Origin of the sequence: Pseudomonas sp. MPFS (genome assembly GCF_022537035.1) — a bacterium.
GTDB lineage: Bacteria > Pseudomonadota > Gammaproteobacteria > Pseudomonadales > Pseudomonadaceae > Aquipseudomonas > Aquipseudomonas sessilinigenes.
Genome location: NZ_CP066123.1, coordinates 2,338,949 through 2,361,742, shown reverse-complemented (window position 1 = coordinate 2,361,742; position 22,794 = coordinate 2,338,949). Strand labels below are relative to the sequence as shown.

Annotated in this window: 21 protein-coding genes; 11 read left to right on the top strand and 10 right to left on the bottom strand. The window is 59.4% G+C overall.

Translation table 11 applies throughout. From position 1 onward, the window contains the following. The first annotated feature begins 16 nt into the window (after positions 1–16). The 4 genes from I9018_RS11125 (at position 17) to I9018_RS11110 (ending at position 3,241) form a co-directional block, all read left to right on the top strand. Positions 17–430, top strand: coding sequence for a hypothetical protein (locus I9018_RS11125; RefSeq protein ID WP_241109442.1), 414 nt, complete (start codon positions 17–19; stop codon positions 428–430). 564 nt (positions 431–994) lie between these two features. Next, positions 995–1,861, top strand: coding sequence for an oxidoreductase (locus tag I9018_RS11120; RefSeq protein WP_152898217.1), 867 nt, complete (start codon positions 995–997; stop codon positions 1,859–1,861). A gap of 180 nt (positions 1,862–2,041) precedes the next feature. Further along, on the top strand, positions 2,042–2,515 hold the full coding sequence (locus I9018_RS11115; RefSeq protein ID WP_241109441.1) for an Rrf2 family transcriptional regulator: 474 nt from the start codon (positions 2,042–2,044) through the stop codon (positions 2,513–2,515). Between the two features lie 231 nt (positions 2,516–2,746). Beyond that, complete coding sequence (locus I9018_RS11110) at positions 2,747–3,241, top strand: OsmC family protein (RefSeq protein WP_241109440.1); 495 nt, start codon at positions 2,747–2,749, stop codon at positions 3,239–3,241. A gap of 83 nt (positions 3,242–3,324) precedes the next feature. Here the strand turns inward: I9018_RS11110 and I9018_RS11105 are convergent, their stop codons facing one another. From I9018_RS11105 to I9018_RS11090, 4 genes are all read right to left on the bottom strand, one after another. Then, the gene (locus I9018_RS11105) at positions 3,325–6,159 is read right to left on the bottom strand and encodes a TonB-dependent receptor (protein ID WP_241109439.1); all 2,835 of its coding nucleotides are present in this window, start codon (positions 6,157–6,159) and stop codon (positions 3,325–3,327) included. A gap of 98 nt (positions 6,160–6,257) precedes the next feature. After that, positions 6,258–7,223, bottom strand: a complete 966-nt coding sequence (locus I9018_RS11100) for a FecR domain-containing protein (protein ID WP_241109438.1) — start codon at positions 7,221–7,223, stop codon at positions 6,258–6,260. Beyond that, positions 7,220–7,726: a sigma-70 family RNA polymerase sigma factor gene (locus I9018_RS11095; RefSeq protein WP_241109437.1), complete on the bottom strand. Its 507-nt coding sequence runs from the start codon at positions 7,724–7,726 to the stop codon at positions 7,220–7,222. Before I9018_RS11095 ends, I9018_RS11100 begins: the two co-directional genes overlap by 4 nt. A gap of 169 nt (positions 7,727–7,895) precedes the next feature. After that, positions 7,896–8,336 (bottom strand): Lrp/AsnC family transcriptional regulator, encoded by a 441-nt coding sequence (locus tag I9018_RS11090; protein ID WP_068588003.1) that lies wholly within the window; start codon positions 8,334–8,336, stop codon positions 7,896–7,898. Positions 8,337–8,475: 139 nt separating this feature from the next. Here I9018_RS11090 and I9018_RS11085 point away from each other — a divergent pair, with 139 nt between their 5' ends. The 7 genes from I9018_RS11085 to I9018_RS11055 all read left to right on the top strand — a co-directional run bounded on the left by I9018_RS11085 (position 8,476) and on the right by I9018_RS11055 (position 15,785). Beyond that, positions 8,476–11,523, top strand: coding sequence for an aminotransferase class III-fold pyridoxal phosphate-dependent enzyme (locus I9018_RS11085; protein WP_241109436.1), 3,048 nt, complete (start codon positions 8,476–8,478; stop codon positions 11,521–11,523). Positions 11,524–11,688: 165 nt separating this feature from the next. Further along, positions 11,689–12,477: an ABC transporter substrate-binding protein gene (locus I9018_RS11080; RefSeq protein ID WP_241109435.1), complete on the top strand. Its 789-nt coding sequence runs from the start codon at positions 11,689–11,691 to the stop codon at positions 12,475–12,477. A 63-nt stretch (positions 12,478–12,540) separates the two neighbouring features. Further along, positions 12,541–13,188, top strand: coding sequence for an amino acid ABC transporter permease (locus I9018_RS11075; RefSeq protein WP_124346355.1), 648 nt, complete (start codon positions 12,541–12,543; stop codon positions 13,186–13,188). A 9-nt stretch (positions 13,189–13,197) separates the two neighbouring features. Beyond that, entirely contained in the window at positions 13,198–13,857 is a 660-nt protein-coding gene (locus I9018_RS11070; protein ID WP_241109434.1) for an amino acid ABC transporter permease, read from the top strand. Continuing rightward, positions 13,854–14,621 carry an amino acid ABC transporter ATP-binding protein gene (locus tag I9018_RS11065; protein ID WP_068587994.1) on the top strand — a complete coding sequence of 256 codons (768 nt, stop codon included), beginning with the start codon at positions 13,854–13,856 and terminating at the stop codon, positions 14,619–14,621. Before I9018_RS11070 ends, I9018_RS11065 begins: the two co-directional genes overlap by 4 nt. Positions 14,622–14,880: 259 nt before the next feature. Continuing rightward, positions 14,881–15,540 carry a hypothetical protein gene (locus I9018_RS11060; protein ID WP_241109433.1) on the top strand — a complete coding sequence of 220 codons (660 nt, stop codon included), beginning with the start codon at positions 14,881–14,883 and terminating at the stop codon, positions 15,538–15,540. Between the two features lie 83 nt (positions 15,541–15,623). After that, entirely contained in the window at positions 15,624–15,785 is a 162-nt protein-coding gene (locus tag I9018_RS11055; RefSeq protein WP_241109432.1) for a DUF2986 domain-containing protein, read from the top strand. Between the two features lie 181 nt (positions 15,786–15,966). Here the strand turns inward: I9018_RS11055 and I9018_RS11050 are convergent, their stop codons facing one another. From I9018_RS11050 to I9018_RS11025, 6 genes are all read right to left on the bottom strand, one after another. Then, complete coding sequence (locus I9018_RS11050) at positions 15,967–17,220, bottom strand: MFS transporter (protein ID WP_241109431.1); 1,254 nt, start codon at positions 17,218–17,220, stop codon at positions 15,967–15,969. Positions 17,221–18,040: 820 nt separating this feature from the next. After that, positions 18,041–18,694, bottom strand: coding sequence for an epoxyqueuosine reductase QueH (locus I9018_RS11045; RefSeq protein ID WP_277398099.1), 654 nt, complete (start codon positions 18,692–18,694; stop codon positions 18,041–18,043). A gap of 115 nt (positions 18,695–18,809) precedes the next feature. Beyond that, entirely contained in the window at positions 18,810–19,319 is a 510-nt protein-coding gene (locus tag I9018_RS11040; protein ID WP_241109429.1) for a flavin reductase family protein, read from the bottom strand. A 103-nt stretch (positions 19,320–19,422) separates the two neighbouring features. Further along, a complete protein-coding gene (locus tag I9018_RS11035; RefSeq protein ID WP_241109428.1) occupies positions 19,423–20,451 on the bottom strand; it encodes a methionine synthase in 1,029 nt (342 codons plus the stop codon). 26 nt (positions 20,452–20,477) lie between these two features. Next, positions 20,478–21,461, bottom strand: coding sequence for a DUF1852 domain-containing protein (locus tag I9018_RS11030; RefSeq protein WP_124346348.1), 984 nt, complete (start codon positions 21,459–21,461; stop codon positions 20,478–20,480). A 536-nt stretch (positions 21,462–21,997) separates the two neighbouring features. Beyond that, positions 21,998–22,546, bottom strand: coding sequence for a cupin domain-containing protein (locus tag I9018_RS11025; protein ID WP_068587148.1), 549 nt, complete (start codon positions 22,544–22,546; stop codon positions 21,998–22,000). Between the last annotated feature and the right edge of the window lie 248 nt (positions 22,547–22,794).

Below are 22,794 nucleotides of genomic sequence, written 5' to 3'. Positions count from 1 at the left end.
GAACAAGGACCGGAACATGCTATTTCACGATTTCGCGCTAGGGCACATCGAAGTGCAGGTACAGGGCCGCGCCCACGACCTGCACAACTTCTACCAGGCCGAGCATATCCAGTACGACATCACGAGCCGCACCCTGGCCCTGCACTTTCGCCGGTGGCCAGAACCCTGGGTGCCTCCCGAGGAGCCCGAGGCGATCGACCTGCTCTTCAGCGGCGTGAGCTACTTCTCGGCCGATGGCCGTGATTGCGCCTGGGGCCCGGAGGACGATCGTTGCCTGCACGCCATCGGCGTGGTGCCGCAGGATGCCGCCACCAGTGAGTTCTACCTCAGCGACGACTTCCCCACCGATCACCACTTGGTGATCGAGTTCCAGTCGGGGCTGATCCTGCGCCTGCAGGCCGAAGAGGCACGGTGCAGCTTGCTGCCCTGATCATCCGCAAGGCATTGCCACCGACTATCCAGGGCTAGCCACCGGCCGAGATGCTCGCTGCCGCAGCCGGGCTTGGCCGGTGGCTGGCCCGCATTGGTAGCGACCAGGATCGACAACGACTCCAGGCACCCATGATCCGGCGCGCCCTGTCACTTGGCAGTCCAGTGGCCTCCTGTCTTGGTGCCAGCCCCTGGTCTAGCAGGCGATGGGTTCTGCGCTTCGCCCAAGGCCGATGAATGATCAGGTAGAAGGCTGCGCTGCTCGCCCCCTAACCAACGCTCCCCCCTCCCCTGAAGAGGCGAGTTTTCTGTTCGCGACCATATGCACTTAAAACTATTGCAGATGGCTCGAATCATCTGCAAGAATAAAAATTGCAGTATCCGCAAGTGCCTCTGTAGTCACCGCAAATTCGGAGGATGGGCGCATCACCCATCCGGCAGGCCCGGGCAGCGTCGCGGTGAACCCAGGATCGCAAGCGCCTATTGCTCGAACGCCGGCATCGAGCCGGCAAGACCAATCGCAACTGCCGTAACCGATATCACCAGCGGCTTAAGGAGATTTGCAATGACCGATACAGATGCTCGCGTTTGGTTCATCACCGGGGCTTCATCGGGACTGGGCGAAGCGCTCGCGCGCCATGTGTTGTCACGGGGCCATCGTGCGGTAGTCACCGCGCGCGATAGCGCACGGCTACAGCACCTGGTCAGTCAATTCGGCGAGGACCAAGTACTGGCACTCACGCTCGAAGTGACACGCCCAGCCGACATCGACGCCGGCGTGGCCGCGGCGATCGAGCGCTTCGGGCGAATCGACGTGCTGGTGAACAATGCCGGCACCATCCTCTTCGGGATGATCGAAGACGGCGACATTGCCGGCGCACGCGCATTGTTCAATACCAATGTCTGGGGTCTGACCGCGATGACGCGCGCGGTGCTTCCGGGCATGCGGGCACGTCGCTCGGGCACCATCGTCAATATCTCCTCGAAAGCCGGGATCGCAGGTTTCGCCACGACCGGTTTCTATTCGGCCTCGAAGTTCGCCGTCGAGGGCCTGTCCGAAGCGCTGGCGCAAGAAGTGGCGCCACTGGGAATCAAAGTCCTGATCGCAGCACCCGGTGCTTTCCCTACCGGTATCAGCGACGCCCCCCTCGCAAGCTTTGCAGCCTCGGCAACCAATGAGGACTACCGCGCAATGAAAGAAGAAACCGTCAACTACATTCAGCAAGCTGGCGATACCGCGCCCGGCGACCCGGCGCGCATCGCAGCGGCGATCTTCAAGGCAGTCCAGTCCGATAACCCTCCACTGCGCCTGCTCCTGGGCAGCGATACCCTCGAACTGGCACGTGGCAAGATCGAGCAACTCGACAAGACCATCGATACCTGGGAGGTCGTGAGCCGTTCGGCTGATGCCATCAAAAAGCAGGCTATCTAGAGCCTGCAACCTTCTGCTGTATCCGGGTTCAAGTCCTGGCGAAATTCGGCTCCCCTTCTTCTCGAACGTACGAGGGGGAGCTCCACAGCGGCGTCCTGCGGCCAGTGCATGGAGGTTTCCCATCTATAGAGAGTTACTGCAGCGTTGCAATAGAATGTCGTTTTCGTCACGGCCCACCCCATGATTGATCTTCGCTTTTCCAGCTCGCTGCAAATCATGCTGTCACTCGCCCAGGCCGAGCGGATGGGGATTACCCGGGTCACGTCCAGCGATCTTGCCACCAGCCTTGGCACTAATCCGAGCTTCTTGCGGCAGATGCTCGTGCCGTTGACACAAGGCGGGCTCATCAGCTCGACGATGGGACAACATGGCGGTTCACGGTTGAACCGGCCGGCCGAGGAGATTTCCCTGCGCGATATCCTGCAGGCCGCAATCTCGGGAAAATCAATATTCAAGGCGCGGTGCGATTACCCCACCCAGTGCCTGGTGAGCTGGAATTTCGACAGCTACTTCAGCCGGCTCGCACATGATATCGATGAGACAGTATTGCAACGTCTCGGGCAGCAGACATTGGCTGAGGCCCTCGGCGAAATCGACGCGATCGACCAGGCGCGGCCTGATCCGTCCAAGACCTGTAGCGATCGCGCCACCTGACAGGCGACCTGGCGAGACCATGGCCGCCCGGACGAAGGCCCAACCGCTCCCGCAGGCATAAGTTCGCAGGGCCCTGATCGGATACCCCTGGCGATACACCAGAAGACAGCCCGCAAGCGCTCGCGCACTGCGCCTGTTTGTCCCGGCTTCGCTTCGGCAACGGGGTTGCACAACATTTGTGCAACAGCTAAAAACCCAGCTCGCGAACCTGAGAACACAAAGGAACTGTGCATGTCCGAACATCTGCAATCACTCTTTCTCTCGAGCCAGAATTTTTTCCGGGCCAACCCGGGCAAGGCCATGGCGACCTTCTCGGTGACCAGCAGCGGCGACGGTGCGCTGCATCGTCAGGTGAAAATCCGCGAGTTCGTCCTGGATGTCGATGAACCGCAAAACCTGGGGGGAACGAACAAGGGGCCCAACCCCGTGGAGATCGCCCTCGCCTCCCTGGCGACCTGCCAGGAAATCAGCTACCACCTGCATGCCGCCGCCCTGGGGATACCGCTCAAGGAAGTGAGCGTCACCCTTGAAGGAGCACTCGATCTGAGGGGGTTCTTCGCGGTCGATGATGAAACCCGCCCCGGCTTCACCGGCATCCGCGGGACGGTCAAGTTCGATAGCACGGCAAGTAGAGAGGAGCTCATGGCCCTCAAGGAAAGCGTTGACCACTCTTGCCCGGTCATGGACCTGTTCCGGAACCGGACGCCCGTTGAAATCGCCTTCTAGCCCCCGCGTCGAGTGAGCGGCTCCGGCTCGCTCACCCTCCCAAGGAGCGTATCGGCCCACGCCGACGCGCTCTTTGCCCGTCCTTAGAACTTCGTCTGCATCCCCACCCGCAGCGTGCGCCCCGGCGCGGGCATGAAGCTTTGCGCCAGCGGGTCGAGGTAGTAGCGATCGGTGAGGTTCTGCAACGAGACATTGAAACTGGTGTGATCCTGCAACTGATAGTTGAGGAACAGATCCACCAGGGCCACTTCCCGGTAGTTCAACTGAGGGGTGGTGGCGCCGGTCTGCCAGGGCTTGTCGGCGGTGACCGTCGGCCCCGAGGTATAGGTGATGCGGGTACCGAGGGTCAGGCTCTGGTCGAAGAAGCGCAAGCCGGTGGTCAGGTTACCGGCGATCCGCGGTGGGTTCTGGGTGTTGGTGTAGGAACCCATGAAGCTGCCCGGGGTGCAGTTCGGGGTATCGGCGGTTGGCTGGTAGCGGTTGCTGGTGGCCCGCATCGTAGCGGCGAATTGCGAGTCGCAGGTTTCGGTCTTCAGGTAGTAGGTGGACGACAGGTCGGCGAACACTCGACCGGCGTCGTAGCGGGTCTGCAGCTCCAGGCCGCTGGTTTTGAAGCTGTCGGTGTTGCTGAAGCGCATCAGGCCCCACAGGCCCGGGCTCGGGTCGTAGTAGCGAGTGATGTAGTTCTTGATGGTGTTGTTGAAGTAGGCGACCTTGATCGCGGCCGAGTCGCCATCCACCAGCAGGTCCTTGTGCAGGGTGCTGGCGCCGATTTCCCAGTTGCTCGAGCGCTCGGGCTTGAGGTTCTTGCCCGGCATGGTCTGCAGCACTCCCTGGCTGGTCTCGAACAGCGAAGGCATGCGCATGCCCTGGGTGTAGGAGGCATAGACGAAGGTATCGGGCGCCACTTCCAGGTTGACGCCGAAGGCCGGAGCGAAGGCGCTGCCACTGTTGCGGTCCTTGCCGGAGTAGTCGTAGCCGGTGACCACCTCCCCCACCTGGGCACCATAGACGCTGGTGCTGGTGGCGCCATACTGGTTGTAGGGCGTGCCTTCGAATGGGAAGTTGGTATTGGTGAACACCGTACCGTTGTTCAACCGCGGGTCGGTGGCATCGGTGTACTGGCCGCTCTGGTCGGGGAACCACATCAGGTAGCCGTAGTTGCCGGGCTTGGAAACCATCACGTACTTGTGCTCGAGCTCCTCGCGGCGGGCACTGGCCTGGGGAATTTCGTCCTTGGTGCGGTAGTAGGTGTAGCGTCCGCCACCCCACAGGGTAAGGCTGTCCACGGGCTTGTATTCCAGCTTGCCGTTGAGGCTGAACTCCTGCCGCGAGCCTTCGCGCAACATGCGGTTGGCGTTGATGTCGTGCTGGGTGGTGGCTACGCCTTTCTGTGGCTTGAGGTCCTCGATCTGGAACGAACCGCCCAGGTCCAGCTTCAAGTCGCCGTAGTCGGTCTTGAACCGTGAGCTGTTGTTCAAGTCGCCACCGATGCGCTGGTCGGCCTGGCGACTCCAGCTACGGTCCGAGCGATAGGCCTGGGAGGCCGGCGCCGCCACCGAAGTCAGCTGGCTGGTCTGTGCATCGGTCATCCACACGTTGGCGGTCAGGTCCACCAATGGGTTGTTATCGGGCAGGTAGTTGTAGCGCGCGGTATAGGTGTCGATCTTGGTCTGGCCCAACGGATACTGGTAGATGCCGCCGGTGCCGAAACGGAAGATGTCCGAAGGCATGATTTCGCCAATGCGCCCGTCGTAGCGGCGATAGCCCAGCTCGAAGGTGTGGCCGTCCGCCGGGCGCAGGGTGGTCTTGAGCAGGAACGACTCGGTCCGTGACGAAGAGTTGAGCACCTCCTCGCCGGCGTTGTAGGTCTTGGCCACGCTGCTCTCTTCATCGCCATAGCGGTTGTACACGCGGTAGCGGTCCTGGCCCTTCTTGCCGGCGAAGTAGTTGCCCTGGTTGCGCTTGGCATAGGCGGCCACTACGTCGAACAGGTCATGGCGATAGGCGAACGCGGCGCTGCCGGCTTCCGCTTCCGAACCGAACAAGCCACCACGGCTCTGGTGCGGCTCGGAGTACAGGTCCTGGGTCCTGGAATGGCCGTCCCGCGAGGCGGGGGCGACGCCGTTGTTCCACAGGTCGCCCTTCAAGCGCAGGCCGACATCCTTACCCTCGCGCAGGATGTCGTCGACGCCGATGGTACGCATTTTCACCGTGCCGCCGATGGCGCTGGAGGTCAGGCTCGGGCCCTTGTCGATGCTGACGTCGCTGATCAGGTCGGGATCGATGTAGCTGCGCTGCTGGGTGCCGGCGTAGCCGCGATAGACATCCAGTGCCTGCTGCGAACCGTCCACCGTCACCGCCACCCGGCTCTGGCCCTGGATACCGCGGATGTTCACGTCCAGGCCACCGCCGTTGCGGCTGTCGCCTACTTGCACGCCAGGCTGGCCCTTGAGCATGTCGCCCACCGAGACCACGCCGAAGCGCTGCAGGTCTTCGCTGGAGATGTACACCGACGAGCGCGGCGCCCGGTAGACCTCTTCCTGGTTCGGGTCTTCACCCTTGACCTTCTGCACCGGCAAGGCCACCGACTCCTGGCGCAGGCGCAGGGCGTAGCCGCCGCCGGGCTGGTGCTGAAAGCCCAGGCCGGTACCTTGCAACAGCTGGTTCAAGCCGTTCTCGGCCGTGAACTCTCCATGCAGGCCCTGGCTGCTCTTGCCTGCGGTGAGCAAGGCGTTGCCGGCCATGCTGATCCCGGCCTGGGCTCCGAAGCGCGCCAGGACCTCATCCAGCGGTCCCGCATCGATCTGGTACTGGCGCTCGCCGACGGCGAACGCCAGCTCGCTGCCCAGTGGCTGCAAGCTGAGAAAAAGCAGGGCAAGAGTGCGGGTGCGCAAGGCACGGGCGGGGAATGTCATGCAAGGCTCCTAGGGGGTTGGCACCCACCTGTCCCGGTGGGTAATACCTGGAGGCCCCGCCAGCTCGGCAAAAACTGCGCAGGAGAAGAAAAATATTTTCAGGCGGGCACCAGGGTCACCCAGTAGCGGGTCCGACGCTCGATACGCACGGGCAGCGTGCGGACCAGCAGCGCAAGGGCCGCATCGGTGTCGTCCAACTGGAAACTGCCGGTCACCCGCAAGGCCGCCACCGCTTCGCTGCACCGCAGGATGCCCGGGCGATAGCGCGACAGCTCGGCCAGCAATTGGTCCAGGCGCATGCGTTCGGCCGGCAGGATGCCTCGCAGCCAGGCCTGGGCCAGCGACGGATCGACCGGGCTCGGCACCCCGACGCCACGGCTGTCGACCCGCGCCCGCCAGCCAGCCTCCAGGCTGAGGAAGGCCGGGCGCTGCCGAGCCTCGACCTGCACCTGCCCGCGCAACACCGTGACCTGGGTCCCCAGGGAATCATGGCGTACCAGCAGATGGGCACCATGGCCATGGAGCAACGCATCGGCAGTCAACAGTCGCAGGGCCGGAGCCTGCGCACGCACATCCAGCGCCAGTTCGCCCTCGATCAGTTGCACGTTGCGTCGCTGCGAATCGACCTGCAGGTCGACCGCACTGGCGGTGTTCAGCCACAGCGCACTGCCATCGGCCAGGGTCCAGCGCCGCCGTTCGCCAATACCTGTGCGGTAGGTGGCCAGGGCCGAGCGCACCAGGGTCGAATCCGCCCCCTGCCAGGAGACCCCGCCCAGCAACCCGAAAGCCAGCAGGCACTTGAGCAGTTGCCGGCGCCGCCGAGGATCGGTTCCAGCGGCCTCCAGGGTCCGCCGGGCCGTCGCATCGGCCAACAGCCCCACGCCCGGTTGCAACAACAATGGCAGGCTGCTGACCCGCTGCCAGGCCTGTTCATGTTCGGCACTCACCTGCCGCCATCGCTCCAGGGCCTGTTGCTCGCCAACGCTCATCAGCCCGGACTGCGAGCGCACCAGCCAGTCGATGGCGCTGTCGCGCACCCGTGGATCGAGCGCCATGCCACTCATTCGAAACGGCTCGCGTAGCAGACACTGAAGGCCTTGCCCATGGCTCGCTGCACCTGGGCCACGCTCAGGTTCAACTGCGCAGCGATCTGCGGGTAGGTCAGGCCGTCGAGCTGGGACAGGAAGAAGATCTGCCGCACCTGCATCGACAACCCCACCAGCAGCGAATCCAGCTCCAGCAGGGTCTCGATCATCAGGTGCCGCTCCTCCGGCGATGGTTCCTCGGCCACCGGTCGCGCCGCCAGGGCTTCCAGGTAAGCGCGCTCGATCGCCTGGCGCCGCCAGCGGTTGATCAACAGGCCGTTGGCGATGGTGGCGAGAAATGCCATGGGCTGGCGCAACTCATGCACGTCTTCCTTGGAGCGCAGCACGCGAATGAAGGTGTCGTGGGCCAGGTCCTCGGCATCGGCACTGTGCCCCAGGCGCCGGTGCAGCCAGCCACGCAGCCAGCCATGATGGTTCACATACAACTGGGCGACGGGCGAGGCAGTGCTGTTGTCGTGCATGGGAGATTCGCATTAATGATAATGCTTCTCATTTTATTATTTGCCGACGAGGATTGTACAGGCCGCAAAGCCCACCATTGCAGCAAGGCGACAGGCCTGCCCCACAGCCCGGGCAACCGGGACCAGGCGGCAAGAGCAACCTGCCGGCCGATCTGGCCCGCGCGGCGAATCAGGAGCTTTGTCGATCGATGTCGCGACGCAGGACGACCGCCGTGGTGATGTCCTCGACGGATTCGTGAGTGGCCACGGCGTCCCGGACGCGGTTCAGGTCATCGATGGTCCGCGCCTCGATCTCGATCACCAGGTCGAGTTGCCCGCTGACCGAAGAGACGCGGCGTACCTGCGAGTGTTGCGCCAGGACGTCGAGCAAGCCCATGGCCGGCGTGCGCTTGAGGCTCACCAGCAGGATGGCGCGAATCACATGGGCATCGATTTCACCGATATCGGCCCGGTAGCCCCTGATCACGCCGCTGCGCTCAAGGTTGATGACCCGCTCGCTGGTGGCGCTTCTCGAAAGGCCGATTCTCGCGGCCAGGGCCTTCAGGGCGATCCGCGCTTCTTTAGACAGGATCTCGAGTATTTCTCGATCTTTCACATCCAGGTCGCGCATTGGAACTTCCCCCGTTTTCCACCGATTTTGTGCCGGTCGATTCCGACAATATGCAGGCCGGGGCCGACCGCATACCTACTGCCCGCCCAGGCCGCGCATGCCAAGCTAACTGAAAAAAATAACTTGGAAAACCGCCGCCATGACCGATCTTCGCCACCCCGCCCCGCCGTTCTCCACCAGCGCTGCCGAAAAACTGGCCGAGCAGCTTTTCAATGTCATCGGCACGGCCACCCCCCTGGACAGCGAGCGCGATTGCAATTTTCGATTGAAGACCGAAACCGATGCAGGATGGATCCTGAAGGTCGTCAACGCGGCCGAACCGAGAATCGAGAGCGAACTGCAAACGGCCCTCCTCAGCCACCTTGCCAGCCACGGTCCCGGGCTGGCCGTGCCGGTGCTCAAGAAGAGCCTGGCAGGTCAATTCCTCGCCTCTGCGGTGGCGCCCTGCGGCGAAACCCATGCGGTGCGCCTGGTCAGTTGGTTGCACGGCACCCCACTGGCCGAAGCCAAGCGCACAGCCGGGCTGATGCGCAACCTGGGCCGGTCGTTCGGCGATCTGGACCGTGCGCTCCAGGGGTTCATCCACCCGGGCGCGGTGCGGGACCTGGACTGGGACCTGCGTCACGCCGCTCGCTCCAGGTCACGCCTGCACTTCGTCAAGGACCCTGGGAAAAGGGCCATCCTGGAGCGTTTCATCGATGCCTTCGAAAGCACGGTGCAACCGGCACTTTCGCGGTTGCGCGCGCAGGTCATTCACAATGATGGCAATGACTGGAACATCCTCGTCGCCCCGCAGAATCAGCAGGAGGTCTCGGGCATCATCGACTTTGGCGATGCCCTGCATACCGTGCTGATTGCCGAAGTCGCCATCACCTGCGCCTACTCCATTCTCGACATGGAAGACCCGATCGGCGCAGCCGCCGCCCTCACCGCCGGTTTCCATGAGCGCTACCCTCTGCAACCGCAAGAGCTGGACGTGCTGTTCAATCTGATCGCCATGCGCCTGGTCATCAGCGTCACCTTGTCGGCATCGCGGCAGGAGCAGACCCAGGACAATCCCTACCTGGCGATCAGCGAAGCACCGGCCTGGCGCCTGCTGGAAAGGATGGACCGGATGAACCCGCGACTGGCGACGGCGATCCTGCGCAAAGCCTGTGGCTATGACGCCATGGAAGGCGCTGGAGCGGTGCGCCGCTGGATCCAGGAAAACCGCAGGCTCTTCGCGGATATCGTCCAGCCCGCGGCGGCCACCCTGCACAAGGTCATCGTTCCGTTCGCCGATGCCTCCCACGAGATGACGATCGCCTCGGCCGCCCAGCGTCCGGCGGAGGCGACCCAGTGGTGGAATGAGTTCTCTGCCCAGCACAAGGTCCCGCTCGGCATCGGGCCCTGGGGCGAAGAACGGACCATCTACACCGACCCGGCCTTCGTCTCGCGATTCATCGAAGGACAGCGCCGGATCATCCACCTGGGGGTCGACTTGATCATGCCCGCCGGAACGCCGCTGTACACCCCGGTGGCCGGCGTGGTGCGCAGTGTCGAGGTCGAACATGAACCACTGGGTTATGGCGGCTTGATCATGCTCGAACACTCGCCACCAGACTGCCCGCCCTTCCTCACCCTGTGGGGCCACCTGGCCCACGAAGCCCTGGCCCGCCTGAAACCCGGGGACCGCCTGGAGGCCGGCGCACTGGTGGGACACATGGGAGCGGACACGGAAAACGGTGGCTGGCTGCCCCATCTGCATTTGCAGATGTCCACCGACACCCAACTGCAAGCCAGCGAGTTCATCGGTGTTGGCGAGCGGGCCTATCTGGAGGTGTGGGCCGACCTGTTCCCCGACGCCTCGACCCTGGCCGGCATCCCCCCGGAAACCTACAGCCAGGAGGGAAGGACCAAGGCCGAGATCGTGGCCAAGCGCAAGGAGCTGTTGCTGCCCAACCTGTCGATTTCCTACTCGGACCCGATCAAGTTCGTGCGCGGCGACGGCGTCTGGTTGATCGATAACTTCGGCCGGGCCTACCTGGACTGCTTCAACAACGTCTGCCACCTGGGCCACAGCCATCCAGACGTGGTGCAAGCGCTCGCGCGCCAGGCGTCGCGCCTGAACACCAACACCCGGTACCTGCATGACACTATCGTGGAGTATGCACAGCGGCTCACCGCCACCTTGCCTGAAGGGCTGGCGGTCGCCTCATTCGGTTGCTCGGGCAGCGAGGCCAACAGCCTGATGCTGCGCATGGCGCGCAATCACACCGGGCGCAACGACGCCATCGTGCTGGACTGGGCCTACCACGGGACGACCCAGGAACTGATCGACCTGAGCCCCTACAAGTACAAGCGCAAGGCTGGCAAAGGCCGCGCTGCACACGTGTTCGAGGCGACCGTCCCGGATACTTACCGCGCCGCCGATGACTGGCCGTTCGAGGAGCTGGGCCAGCGTTTCGCGCAAAGCGTGGCCGAGCAAATCGAGAGCATGCGCAAGCAGGGTCGAGCGCCGGCGTTCTTTCTGGCGGAGTCCATTCCCAGTGTCGCCGGGCAGCTGTTCTTCCCGGAAAACTACCTGCGCGAAGTCTATGCCATGGTGCGTGCCGCAGGCGGCCTGTGCCTGGCCGACGAAGTCCAGGTCGGTTTTGGCCGGGTGGGCAGCCACTGGTGGGCCTTCGAAACCCAAGGAGTGGTGCCCGATGCGGTCTCCATGGGCAAACCCATCGGCAACGGGCATCCGCTGTCCGCAGTGGTCACCACGCGAGAGCTGGCCGACAGCTTCGACAATGGCATGGAGTACTTCAACACCTTCGCCGGCAGCCCGGTTTCATGTGCGGTAGGGCTCAGCGTCCTGGAGGTGATCGAGCGCGACAACCTGAAACTCAATGCCCTGACGATTGGCAACTACCTGCTCGATGGTTTTGGCAAGTTGCAGCAGCGCTACGAGGCCATTGGCGATGTGCGCGGGCTGGGGCTGTTCCTGGGCATAGAGCTGGTCACGGACCGCAAGAGCAAAGCCCCCGCCACGGAGCTGGCCAGGAAGGTCGCCGATGGCGCTCGCGAGCGCGGCATCCTGATCGGCACGGAAGGCCCCTACGACAACGTGCTGAAAATGCGTCCATCGATGATCTTCAACCAGAAGAACGCCGACTTCCTGCTCGAGGTCCTGGACGAGAGCTTCAAGGCGGCGCTGCAATAGCGGGCTGGCACTGCGGCCGACATAGTGCCGGCCAACTCCGGCAATGTGTCCGGCAGGCGGACACATTGCCTGGTGATTTCCGGGGTGCCCTATGCAAAGCTTTTTCCGTGGCCTGGGTGAAGAGCCCAACAACAATAAATAATAATTCTTCAAAGGTGCCATCCAATGCTGACCAGAACGCTCAAAGGCCTGCTTGCTGCATCCACCATGGCCGCCGCAGCACTGCTCTGTTCCACTGCCGCCCAGGCCGATGACCTGAAGTCGATCCAGGAAGCCAAAGAGATTCGCATCGCCATGAGCGGTCAATACTCTCCTTTCAGCTTCGCCAACGAGCAGAACCAGATCGTCGGTTTCGATGCCTCCATCAGCAAGGCCCTGGCTGAACGGCTGGGGGTGAAGGTAACCATTATCACCACGCCATTCGACGGGATCATTGCCGGGCTGCTGGCCAAGAAATACGACGCCATCATCGCCTCCATGACCATTACCCCGGAGCGTTTGAAGGCCGTGGATTTCGCCGGCCCCTACTACCACGCCGGGCGCACGATCGTGGTCAAGGATGACTCGCCGATCCACAGCCTGGACCAGCTCAAGGATGTGACGGTCGGCGTCACGCTGGGCGACGCCCACGACAAATGGGCCCGAGCCCGCGGCAACCTGAAGGTGAAGACCTACAAGGGCCTTCCCGAGATGCTGGTCGACCTGGAGGCCGGGCGGATCGATGCCATCGTGATGGACAGCGTCCCGGTGCTGGTGGCCGTCAAGGAAACCGGGCAGAAAGTACGCATCATCACGCCCCCGGACAGCGATGGCGGCATCGAAGGCATGGGCATCGCGCTGCGCAAGAACAACCCCGAACTCAAGGCGGCGCTGCAGAAAGCGCTGGACAACATGCTCGCCGACGGCAGCTACGAAAAGATCTCGATGCAGTGGATCGGCAAGGACATTCGCTGACGCCCTTGTCACCTGGCTCGACCCGGCGTCGAGCCCGTCCACCTGACTTTTCCGAGCCTTCCCATGGACCTGACTCTCATACAGCGTACGCTGCCGTTTTTTCTCGAGGCCGCATGGACCACGGTGCAAGTATCGCTGCTGGCACTGGTGCTCGGCTTGCTGGTTTCCATCGTCCTGGTGGCGGCGCGCCTGTGCAGCAGCTTCATCCTGCGCTGCCTGGCCAGGCTCTACATCAGTGTGTTTCGCGGCACACCCTGCCTGGTGCAGTTGTTCCTCATCTACTTTGGCGGCCCACAGATCGGCCTGGAGCTGGAGCCGTTCTCGGCCGGGGTCCTCGGCCTGGGCCTGAACATCGCGGCCTACATGGCCGAGTCCATTCGTGGCGCTATCGCCAACGTCGATCCCGGGCAGGTGGAAGCCGCTCGCTCCATTGGTTTCAGCAAGGGCCAGACCCTCTGGCTGATCACCCTGCCGCAAACGGCAAAGCTGATGATCCGGCCCCTGGGCGTGAATGCCGTGGCATTGATCAAGGGCTCGGCACTGGTGTCGACGATCTCCGTGGTCGAGCTGTCCTATACCGCGCAGCGGTTCATCAGCTCGACCTATAAACCCTTCGAGATCTTCATGGTATCGGCGGTGCTTTACATCGTAATGGTCTATGCGGTGAGGCTGCTGGTCGACCACCTCGATCAGCGCTTCGCGGCCAAGTGAGATTTTTCCATGCCAAGCCTCGACCTGAGTATCGTGACACCTTATTCCGAACTGCTGGCGACCGGACTGTGGTGGACGGTCGTCCTGTTCCTGAGCTCCAGCGCCTTGAGCCTGCTGGCGGGAATCACCTTCGCCCTGATCGTGCTCTACACCCCAAGGCTGGTATCGCTGCCCATACGCTTCATGACCTGGCTGCTCATGGGTACCCCGCTGCTGCTGCAGCTGTACCTCATCTACTACGGCCTGGTGCAAGTGGGGATCGATATCCCGGCATTGATGGCCGGGATCATCGGCCTGAGCCTGCATTTCGCCGTCTACAACGCCGACGTCATTCGTGCCGGCGTACTGTCGGTGGACCCGGGCCAGATCGAAGGCGCGCGCTCCATTGGCCTGAGCCGCAGCCAGACCCAGCGCTACATCATCGTCCCGCAAGCCCTGCGCAGCACCATCGCTCCTTTGGGGAACAACCTGATCGTGCTGCTCAAGGACACGTCCCTGGTGTCCATCATCGGCATTGCCGAACTGGTCTACAGCGCCCAGCGCGCGGTGAGCGAGACCTACAGTCCATTCGAATTCTATCTGGCCGTCGCGGTGATCTATTACGCCGTCAATCTTGTTCTGGAAGCCGGCCTGCACCTTCTTGAAACCCGGGTAGAGATGTCACGATGACCACAGAAAAGCTCATGATCCAAGTCAAGGGAGCGCGCAAGGCCTATGGCGCACTGGAAGTCCTCAAGGGCATCGACCTGTCGGTCTCGCGCGGGCAGATCATCGCCATCATCGGTCCCAGCGGCTCCGGTAAAAGCACCCTGCTACGTTCGATCAATCACCTGGAAGTACTTAACGACGGCGAGATCTGGCTGGAAGGCGAGCAGGTCAACCGACCATTGAAAGGCCGAGCCTTCGAGCAGCACATCAATAGCGTGCGCCAGCAGATGGGCATGGTGTTCCAGCACTTCAACCTGTTCCCGCACCTGACCGTGCATGAAAACATCGCCATCGGCCCGATCAAGCTCAAGGGGCTCACCAAGCCGTTGGCTCGCGAGCTGGCCATGGAGTACCTGGAGAAAGTGGGCCTGGCCAACAAGCTCGACGAATACCCCTCGCGCCTGTCCGGCGGGCAGAAACAACGGGTGGCCATCGCCAGGGCGCTGGCCATGCGCCCCAAGGTGATGCTGTTTGACGAAGCGACCTCGGCCCTGGACCCGGAGCTGGTCGAAGAAGTCAACCAGGTGATGAAGCAGCTCGCCGCCGAACACATGACCATGCTGATCGTCACCCATGAAATGCGCTTTGCCGGCGAGGTCGCCGACCGGATCATCTTCATGGACGGTGGCGTGGTGGTCGAGGAAGGAACACCCCGGGAGATCCTGCAGAACCCGACCCATGAACGGACTCGCCTGTTCTTGAAAAAGCACCTGCACGATCGATAGGTCGCCCGATCGCTTCGCCGGCAGGCTGAAGACAGCACCTACCAAAGCCTGGATAACCCGCAGGTCCAGCCGATCTACAAGACCTATCGGGCTCATACCGGGGCCCACCTGTGTGAAGGATCTTGTGAGGATCTCCTCGGACCGAGTGATCGCAACGCCCTGGCGTGTCATGGCCAACAGTAACGCTGCTAAACTCCCGCACCCGAACCCACCTGCCGATGACCACAGGCCTTGGTCTCTCAATTGAAAGGATGCTTCCATGAACAAGGCGCTCTACAGCCTTTGTGCCGCCACCCTGGCGCTGTCTCTCGACGTGGCCCACGCCGCCTCCGTGGCCGAAGTCTTCACCGGCGACATGCTGGGCACCAACCAGCGCTACTTCGAATCGATCGCCGGAATCCCCCGGGAATCCAACGGCAATGCCCACGTGTTCAAGGTCCAGGGCTGCCAGATCACTGCCACGGTAGAGGGTGGCAAGGTCAGCGCCCTGCGCATGGAGCTGGGCCCCAAATGCCAGGCCGACCTGACCCAGTTCGTCGGCACCTATGCCCCAGCCCCCAGCCAACCCCTGACCCTGGGCGCCTTCGAGGCCTCGTCCGGCGGCGGCCTGAGCTACAGCGCCGACTGCCTGAGCATGTGCGGCAATGCCGCTGACCCGTCGGTCTATGCACACTGGGAAGGTCCTCATGCCGTGGACTTCAAGGAGGTGCTGCTGGAAGTGACGCTGGTCTCGGATGCCGCGATCAACGCCGCCGACCAATGGGCGACCCAGATGCAAAAGGCCGAGGGCGACGACTATGTGATGGAGACGCGCTTCAACTGCGACCAGAAATACACCGCCGCAGCCCAGAAAGCCTTTGAAAAAGTCCAGGTCACCGCGGTCACCATCGGCACCGGCCTCAAGGGCCCCGGCTGCTGAAACGACATGCGGCAACCCAAGCGCGTACGGGAATCCAGTTCAAGCTGATATCATCCGCGCGCTTGTCCCCCAGGTAGAGAAAGATGAATCGTCGCAAGAAAATCAAGCAACTGTTGGACGCCCACGCCAAGAAAGCCAAGGCCAAGCTGGCACCGAAAAACAAGCCCAAGTACATCTGCAAGGCTGATCGCTTGAAGCTGGCCGAAGAGGCCGCCCGCGAGGCCCAGACTGCTGCCGAGAGCTGAGTGAAATGCCCTGGAGGAGCAGCTCATGCTCAGGGGCACGGATACCGAAAAAAGCCCTCGTTCGACGAGAAGCAGTCGCTGGTGATTAGCCACCTTGCAACCGAAATTGGCTGTGGGGGCACCCTATGCGCCGCAAGCTCTTCCAAAGGCAGGCAATGCTGGCCCCCTTGCGAGTCTGGCTTCAAACGCGCATGACAGAATCCAGCTTGGGGTGATTGTCTTTATAGTAAAGCTCCGCATCCGCGGCATCTTCCAGAAACCCCCAAACCGACCTTGCAAGTAGGGAGGACAACAAGACAACCGTGAAGATCATCCCATATGCCCATAGCAAACCACCGATACCAAACTGCGTTACTGCAGAACCCATGAGCAAATAGGAAGCCGAGTTCGCAAGCTGATTGATAACAAGAGTGGCTGCCGTCAATCGGATGCGAACTCCTGGAGGCACTGAAACGGTTCTTTTATCCATTCCGACAAGAACAATAGATGCACTACTAGCCCCTGCAACAAAGAGGCACAGAGCCAACTGCCAAACCTCTACCGAAAGAGCTGAAGCACTGAGAGAAGCAGTCAGCAGTGCCCAAAGCGCAAGGTACCTATTACGCTGATGCTTTTTTCCGGCAATAAAAGGACTAAGCCAAAACAGCCCCGCGACAGATCCCCCTGCAAATATAGCGTTGAATAGACCTACACTGCTTTCAGCAAGATCATGTGCATGGATCTGGTTCGGAACCAGCATGGGCAAAGTGGCGCTAATGGCCAGGCAGAGTAAGAGACCAGATAGAGTCAAGAACCGTTCCGGCGGAAGAATGAGTTTTAGTTTGATACCTAAAAACATGTCCTGGACGCGCTCGATAGATGATTTTACCCGCGTCATATTTGGCTCCACACCATTGGGCAACATAAGTGCAAAAGCCAGGGCCGCCATACCCAGCACTGAGGAAAAAAGCAGGGCAGCTTGCGACGAAATAATGCCAATAGCAGCCCCTGCCAACAACGGCCCGACTACCCGACTGATAGTAACGACAATACGGCGGATGCGAAATGCATACTCTATACGATGCTTCTCTACTGTTTCAGCCGGATATATACCAAAGAGCGACTGGACAACACCAAAGGCTGATACGGCAAAAATATCAATTATCGTTAAAGCCTCGATCGAATATGAAACAGAAACAGAAAAGTAACGAAGGATGCCCGTCAACAGAATTATCGTGCAACCGGCTTTGAGCGCGGTACCACGCCGCATGCCCTCGACACGGGGGGCTAAAAACAGTATGGAAATGACTGCAGCGACGGCAAGAACTGTTTCATAGGTCGCCAGTTCAAGCAGGCCTCCCCGCTGCACGATGATAAGAGGTACCGTCGCGTTCCAACAGCCTAGGTATATCCATATCAATGCTTCAAGACAAAGGTATGTTCGGAAAATGTTCAAGCCATATATCCTTTCCCCACATGAGGTCTACAACAGCCATTTTCCGCTGCAGACCTCATGCGCCACGATTATCCCGCTATGAAATGGCTTGACATTGAATCTACAAAAACCAACCGCAGAGTATTAAAATAATTATCCGTGTTTTTTTATACATCTTGCGTCTGCCATCAATGCCAACTTCGCACCTTTGAAATTTCGCGCCACTCTCCAGGCATCGCCAATACTTCAATATTTTTACACCCCCAGGATCTGGCGATGACCAAGAAACATGCGCCCGGAATAACTTATCTCTTGAGAGACCTAAAGCGCCAACGAATCAATTAGACGCTTAGAAAGCGTCTACCCGACATATCCAGCAGAAACACCATGAATATATTCAGGATCTTGCAGTTGACTTGGTGAAACGCAGCGAACTATTGCATGGATCGAGGAAAATCTTCAAGGATCGAAAAATTTCATGCTTATACTCAATATCCATATCGGCTATCCATCTACGATGAATAACCTGAAATGCTATTGCAGCACTGCCCAGGCAAAGGAAAACATCGAGATGGGCATAAACACGCAATTAAAAATTTTCCCCTTGAGTAGATTAAGGCCAGATCGCTTCACTCTAAAACTCTAAGATCACCTCCCCCTCTGCAAAGTAGCCCAGTGACTCAGGCATCACTGACGCAAGCCCATCACCAGCTTTGCCGCTGGGCTACCCCGCAACTGTCGGGGTCAATCGGACGGGCCGCCTGATACCCCAACCAGATGCCTTGCTGTTCCGACTTTCGAAGGCTGGGGAACAAGCTTCGCGACGTAAACGAAGGCTCGATCACTCATCGTCCCCGTAGTACTTGACGCCAATGCGGATGATGTCTCGTCCCTGGTCCTTGCGGTGGTGGTTGGTGTCGCGCAGTGAGTAGATGCAACCACAGTACTCTTGCTGGTAGAAACGTTCGCGCTTACTGATTTCGACCATCCGCGCCGAGCCGCCGCCCTTGCGCCAGTTGTAATCCCAATAGGTGATCCCCGGGTACTTTTGCGCGCTGCGGATGCCGCTATCGGTGATTTGCTTCATGTCTTTCCAGCGCGAGATACCCAAGGAACTGGAAATCACCCTGAAGTTGTTTTCATAGGCGTAGAGCGCAGTGCGTTCGAAGCGCATGTCGAAGCACATGGTGCAGCGCACGCCACGCTCGGGTTCATGTTCCATGCCTTTGGCGCGTTCGAACCAGTTGTCTTTGTCGTAGTCGGCATCGATGAACGGCACGTTGTGGTCTTCGGCAAAGCGAATGTTTTCGTCCTTGCGCAATAGGTATTCCCGTTCAGGATGAATGTTCGGGTTATAGAAGAAGATGGTGTAGTCGATGCCCGAGGCGGTGATCGCCTCCATCACCTCTCCCGAACAGGGAGCGCAGCAAGAGTGCAACAGCAACTTCTGCGCACCATTGGGAAGGCTCAACTGAGGCCTTTTGAAGTCTGGCATTAGAGGTGTCCTGGATACATTGGCCCAGATGAAAAAACCAGAACACGATGATGTGCTCCGGCAACCTGTGGGCAAACATCGCTAGAGGTCTTGAGAGGGCCGCGCGGGTCAATGCTCAAAGCGTGTCATGCGCGGCGATGTTGCAATATTGCCCCTTGAAGTACAGCAATGGCTGCGTGGCGGCAGCTTCTTGCAGGTTCAAAGCCTTTACTTCACCAATCACGATCAAGTGATCGCCTGCAGCGTGTTCGGCATGAATTTCACAATCGAGCCAGTGCAGGCTGCCGGCAATGATGGGGTTGCCCAGCGGTGACTCCTGCCATTGGACTCCACGCCATTTGTCCGTGCCACGGCGAGCGAACTGGTTGGAAATATTGACCTGTTCACCTGAGAGGATATTGACGACGAATCGGCCGGCCTGGCGAATTTTTGGGTAGCTGGCCGAGTTGGACATGACGCTGAATGACACCAGCGGCGGACTCATCGATACGCTGTAGAACGACTGGCATGTGAAACCAATCGGCTCGCCGTCGATGTGGGAGGTAATCACCGTGATACCGGATGCGTAGTGCCCGAGCGCTTCGCGAAAGCTCATAGGTTCGATAGCAGTACTGGGGAATGGCATATCAGGACCTGAATATTGGGTGCCGTACGAAAGTGCCAAGGACGGTTGAAGTAGCTTGAGCTACCACCGCCCCTTTGGCATTCCTTGCGGCTCCAGCTAAGCACTAGTTCGAAAGTTCTCTTCGGACGATTTCCGCGCCTGCACTCAGAGCACTCAGCTTGCCTCTTGCTACGCCACGAGATAAAGGCGCCATGCCGCAGTTGGTGCAAGGATAGAGTTTTTCGGCATCGACGAATTGCAGTGCTTTTCTCAGGGTATTGGCTACTTCTTCTGGAGTTTCAATAGTGTTGGATGCGACATCGATGGCGCCTACCATCACTTTTTTACCGCGAATGAGCTCAATGAGGTCCATTGGCACATGGGAGTTATGGCACTCCAGTGAAACTATATCGATGCTGGATTTCTGCAGCTTGGGGAAGGCTTCTTCATATTGCCGCCACTCTGACCCCAGCGTCTTTTTCCAATCTGTATTGGCTTTTATGCCATAGCCATAGCAAATATGTACCGCTGTTTCACATTTGAGGCCTTCAATAGCCCGCTCTAATGTGGCAACGCCCCACTCGTTCACCTCGTCGAAGAAGACATTGAACGCAGGCTCGTCGAACTGGATGATATCGACGCCAGCAGCCTCCAGCTCCCTGGCCTCTTGATTGAGGATCTTGGCGAACTCCCAAGCCAGTTTCTCGCGGCTTTTATAGTGGCTGTCATAAAGCGTATCGATCATCGTCATCGGGCCTGGCAGGGCCCACTTTATGGGTTGCTTGGTTTGCTGGCGCAAGAACTTGGCATCTTCGACAAATACGGGTTTTTGGCGAGTGACCGCACCCACGACCGTCGGAACGCTGGCGTCATAGCGATCACGAATCCTGACGGTTTCGCGCTTCTCGAAATCGACACCGTCCAGATGCTCAATAAAGGTGGTGACGAAGTGCTGACGGGTTTGTTCACCATCACTGACGATATCAATGCCTGCCTGCTGCTGCTCTTGCAATGACAGGCGCAAAGCATCGTGCTTACCTTCGGTCAATTCTTCATCTTGTAACTTCCAAGGCGACCAAAGTGTTTCCGGCTGGGCAAGCCAAGACGGTTTTGGCAGGCTGCCAGCGGTTGAGGTAGGTAGCAATTTCTTCACAGTAGATAACCTTGTATTTTTATCAGTCAAAGGGCGTAACTTGCAGACCACTGCTCAAGAATGGTTTGGTACGGCTTGATAAAGTGTTCTTCAACAAATTGCCCCTGCTCAATAGCTAGCCGACTGCGCTCTTCTCGATCATAAACAATGCGGGTCAACGAATAGTCCTGATTCTTCAGGCTTGGCTGATAGGACTTTCCTGCCGCGGAATTTGCATTGTAGATTTCAGGCCGATAGATCTTTTGAAAGGTATCCATTGTGCTGATGGTGCTGATAAGTTCGAGATTGGTGTAGTCATCGAGCAAATCGCCTGAAAAATAAAACGCCAAAGGCGCAGCACTATTGGGCGGCATGAAATAGCGAACCTTCAAGCCCATCTTGCTGAAGTATTCATCAGTCAAGGAATACTCATCCTGCTGATATTCAACACCCAATACAGGATGGTTATTTTCAGTCCGATGATAGGTCCTGCTACTCGAAACACTTAGGCATATAACCGGAGGCTTACTAAAGTGCTCCTTGTACTCGCTAGAATTCACAAAACACTTGAAGAGATTGCCATGCAAGTCACCAAAGTTCTCTGGAGTACTAAAGCCTGCCCGACCATTATTGTGCCCCAGCAACAGCACACTAAAATCGTAATCCCGCACATAAGACGAGAAGTTATTTCCAACAATACCCTCAATACGCACATTGGTCTTTCGATCAAGAATATTGGTTTTCAATATTTCAATCAGCGGCAGGGAGTCACCGCCACTTTCAACACCCAGTTTCATCTCAACTGAAATGATATCAAGCTCTACAGCGTAACGATCACCTTTGGGGTTATCCCAATGTGCCAAGGCATTGAAACGGTTATCGATCATCCTCAGCGTATTGCGCAAATTTTCCTGGCGACTCTTGCCCCTGGCCAGGTTAGCGAAATTGGTAGTGATTCGCGTATTTTCGGAGGGCTGATAGTCCTCATCAAAACAAATACTTTTAATTGAGAATAAAAATTCGCTGCTCATTTCAATCCGGCACCCTGAGTCTTAAGAAAACCATAACTCATCAACTGAACCTTAACTTATTCCAATTGACCTTCTGGCCTTGCTTAATAATTCCTTGATAATCTTTGTAATGCTTAAAACTTGCATGTATTTTATGCAGACTCATTGATCGAGAGAAAATGAATTGATTTCAATCAATCTTTAGCCATCTTCATAATGTGTTCTGCAGCCAACTATAAAAGTTCCTGGTCCGCACATTGATTGAGTCGCCCCAACACCGAGCATCGCCATTGAGTTGGCAACCCCAGGGATCGGGATAAGCCGACAGCATCCCCTGATGACGAGCTGGAAGGCTGGAGGATGCCGGCCGGGGGCAGCCTGCCTGTGCACGTTTGCCCAGGTCCATGCGATGCCCCAGGACCGCTACCTGAGCCCTACCCTCTTCGAACCCTGCAACGGCACTCGCCTGGTGGCTTGGCCGGGCATAAAAAAGCCTGCGACAGGCGCAGGCTCGATCGGGGTTACAGCAGATATCGCTGAATCAGTGCCCTGGCCGCTTAGAAGTTCGCCGGGGTGTTGGCACTGATGATCTCGGCCTCATCTTGGCCAATATTGCGAAAGCTGTGGGGCAAGGTGGTGGGGAAGTAATAGCCATCCCCCGGATTGAGCACGCTCACCTGGCCATCCACCGTCAGCTCCACGGTGCCACGGATCACCAGGCCGCACTCCTCGCCTTCGCTATGCACGATTGGCTCCTCGCCGGAGCTGGCGCCCGGGGCGTACTGCTCGCGCAGAAAACGCATCTGCCGGTTGGCCAGGGGCGCGCCGACCATCAACAGGCGCAGGCCGTCGCGACCCAGATCCGGCTGTTCGTTGGCACGGAATACGTATTGGTGCTCACGGGGCGGCTGGTCGAAGGTGAAGAAGTCGGCCAGGGACATGGGAATGCCCTCCAGCAGCTTTTTCAGGGAACTGACGGAGGGGCTGACGCGATTCTGTTCGATCAGGGAGATGGTGGCATTGGTAACGCCGCTACGCCGGGCCAGCTCGCGCTGGGAGAGGTTGTAGCTTTCGCGAACGAGTTTGAGTCGGGTGCCCGTGTCCATAACAGCCTTATGTGAGAGGAACTGGAGGGTATCGTGTGGCGGTTGGGTCGCGAAAATCGCGATCTGGCTGCCTCGGGAGCCGGAAAAGGCGGCTATTTAAACATGTTTGACGGCGGTGCTGTAAAGGCTGGCGACAAGGGGTTTGCGGGGATTTTACGGTGGTATTGCGGGCCCTGGGAGGTTCTGCGCCCGACCGCGAAGCGGGCGCCAAGCCTGTGGGCCCGTGGTGCCTGGCAAACCCTGTCATC

What these genes read in the sequence shown, in the direction of transcription:
- I9018_RS11125 (WP_241109442.1), top strand. Translation starts at nt 17, where the DNA reads ATGCTATTTCACGATTTCGCGCTAGGGCACATCGAAGTGCAGGTACAG.
- I9018_RS11120 (WP_152898217.1), top strand. Translation starts at nt 995, where the DNA reads ATGACCGATACAGATGCTCGCGTTTGGTTCATCACCGGGGCTTCATCG.
- I9018_RS11115 (WP_241109441.1), top strand. Translation starts at nt 2,042, where the DNA reads ATGATTGATCTTCGCTTTTCCAGCTCGCTGCAAATCATGCTGTCACTC.
- I9018_RS11110 (WP_241109440.1), top strand. Translation starts at nt 2,747, where the DNA reads ATGTCCGAACATCTGCAATCACTCTTTCTCTCGAGCCAGAATTTTTTC.
- I9018_RS11105 (WP_241109439.1), bottom strand. Translation starts at nt 6,159, where the DNA reads ATGACATTCCCCGCCCGTGCCTTGCGCACCCGCACTCTTGCCCTGCTT.
- I9018_RS11100 (WP_241109438.1), bottom strand. Translation starts at nt 7,223, where the DNA reads ATGAGTGGCATGGCGCTCGATCCACGGGTGCGCGACAGCGCCATCGAC.
- I9018_RS11095 (WP_241109437.1), bottom strand. Translation starts at nt 7,726, where the DNA reads ATGCACGACAACAGCACTGCCTCGCCCGTCGCCCAGTTGTATGTGAAC.
- I9018_RS11090 (WP_068588003.1), bottom strand. Translation starts at nt 8,336, where the DNA reads ATGCGCGACCTGGATGTGAAAGATCGAGAAATACTCGAGATCCTGTCT.
- I9018_RS11085 (WP_241109436.1), top strand. Translation starts at nt 8,476, where the DNA reads ATGACCGATCTTCGCCACCCCGCCCCGCCGTTCTCCACCAGCGCTGCC.
- I9018_RS11080 (WP_241109435.1), top strand. Translation starts at nt 11,689, where the DNA reads ATGCTGACCAGAACGCTCAAAGGCCTGCTTGCTGCATCCACCATGGCC.
- I9018_RS11075 (WP_124346355.1), top strand. Translation starts at nt 12,541, where the DNA reads ATGGACCTGACTCTCATACAGCGTACGCTGCCGTTTTTTCTCGAGGCC.
- I9018_RS11070 (WP_241109434.1), top strand. Translation starts at nt 13,198, where the DNA reads ATGCCAAGCCTCGACCTGAGTATCGTGACACCTTATTCCGAACTGCTG.
- I9018_RS11065 (WP_068587994.1), top strand. Translation starts at nt 13,854, where the DNA reads ATGACCACAGAAAAGCTCATGATCCAAGTCAAGGGAGCGCGCAAGGCC.
- I9018_RS11060 (WP_241109433.1), top strand. Translation starts at nt 14,881, where the DNA reads ATGAACAAGGCGCTCTACAGCCTTTGTGCCGCCACCCTGGCGCTGTCT.
- I9018_RS11055 (WP_241109432.1), top strand. Translation starts at nt 15,624, where the DNA reads ATGAATCGTCGCAAGAAAATCAAGCAACTGTTGGACGCCCACGCCAAG.
- I9018_RS11045 (WP_277398099.1), bottom strand. Translation starts at nt 18,694, where the DNA reads ATGCCAGACTTCAAAAGGCCTCAGTTGAGCCTTCCCAATGGTGCGCAG.
- I9018_RS11040 (WP_241109429.1), bottom strand. Translation starts at nt 19,319, where the DNA reads ATGCCATTCCCCAGTACTGCTATCGAACCTATGAGCTTTCGCGAAGCG.
- I9018_RS11030 (WP_124346348.1), bottom strand. Translation starts at nt 21,461, where the DNA reads ATGAGCAGCGAATTTTTATTCTCAATTAAAAGTATTTGTTTTGATGAG.
- I9018_RS11025 (WP_068587148.1), bottom strand. Translation starts at nt 22,546, where the DNA reads ATGGACACGGGCACCCGACTCAAACTCGTTCGCGAAAGCTACAACCTC.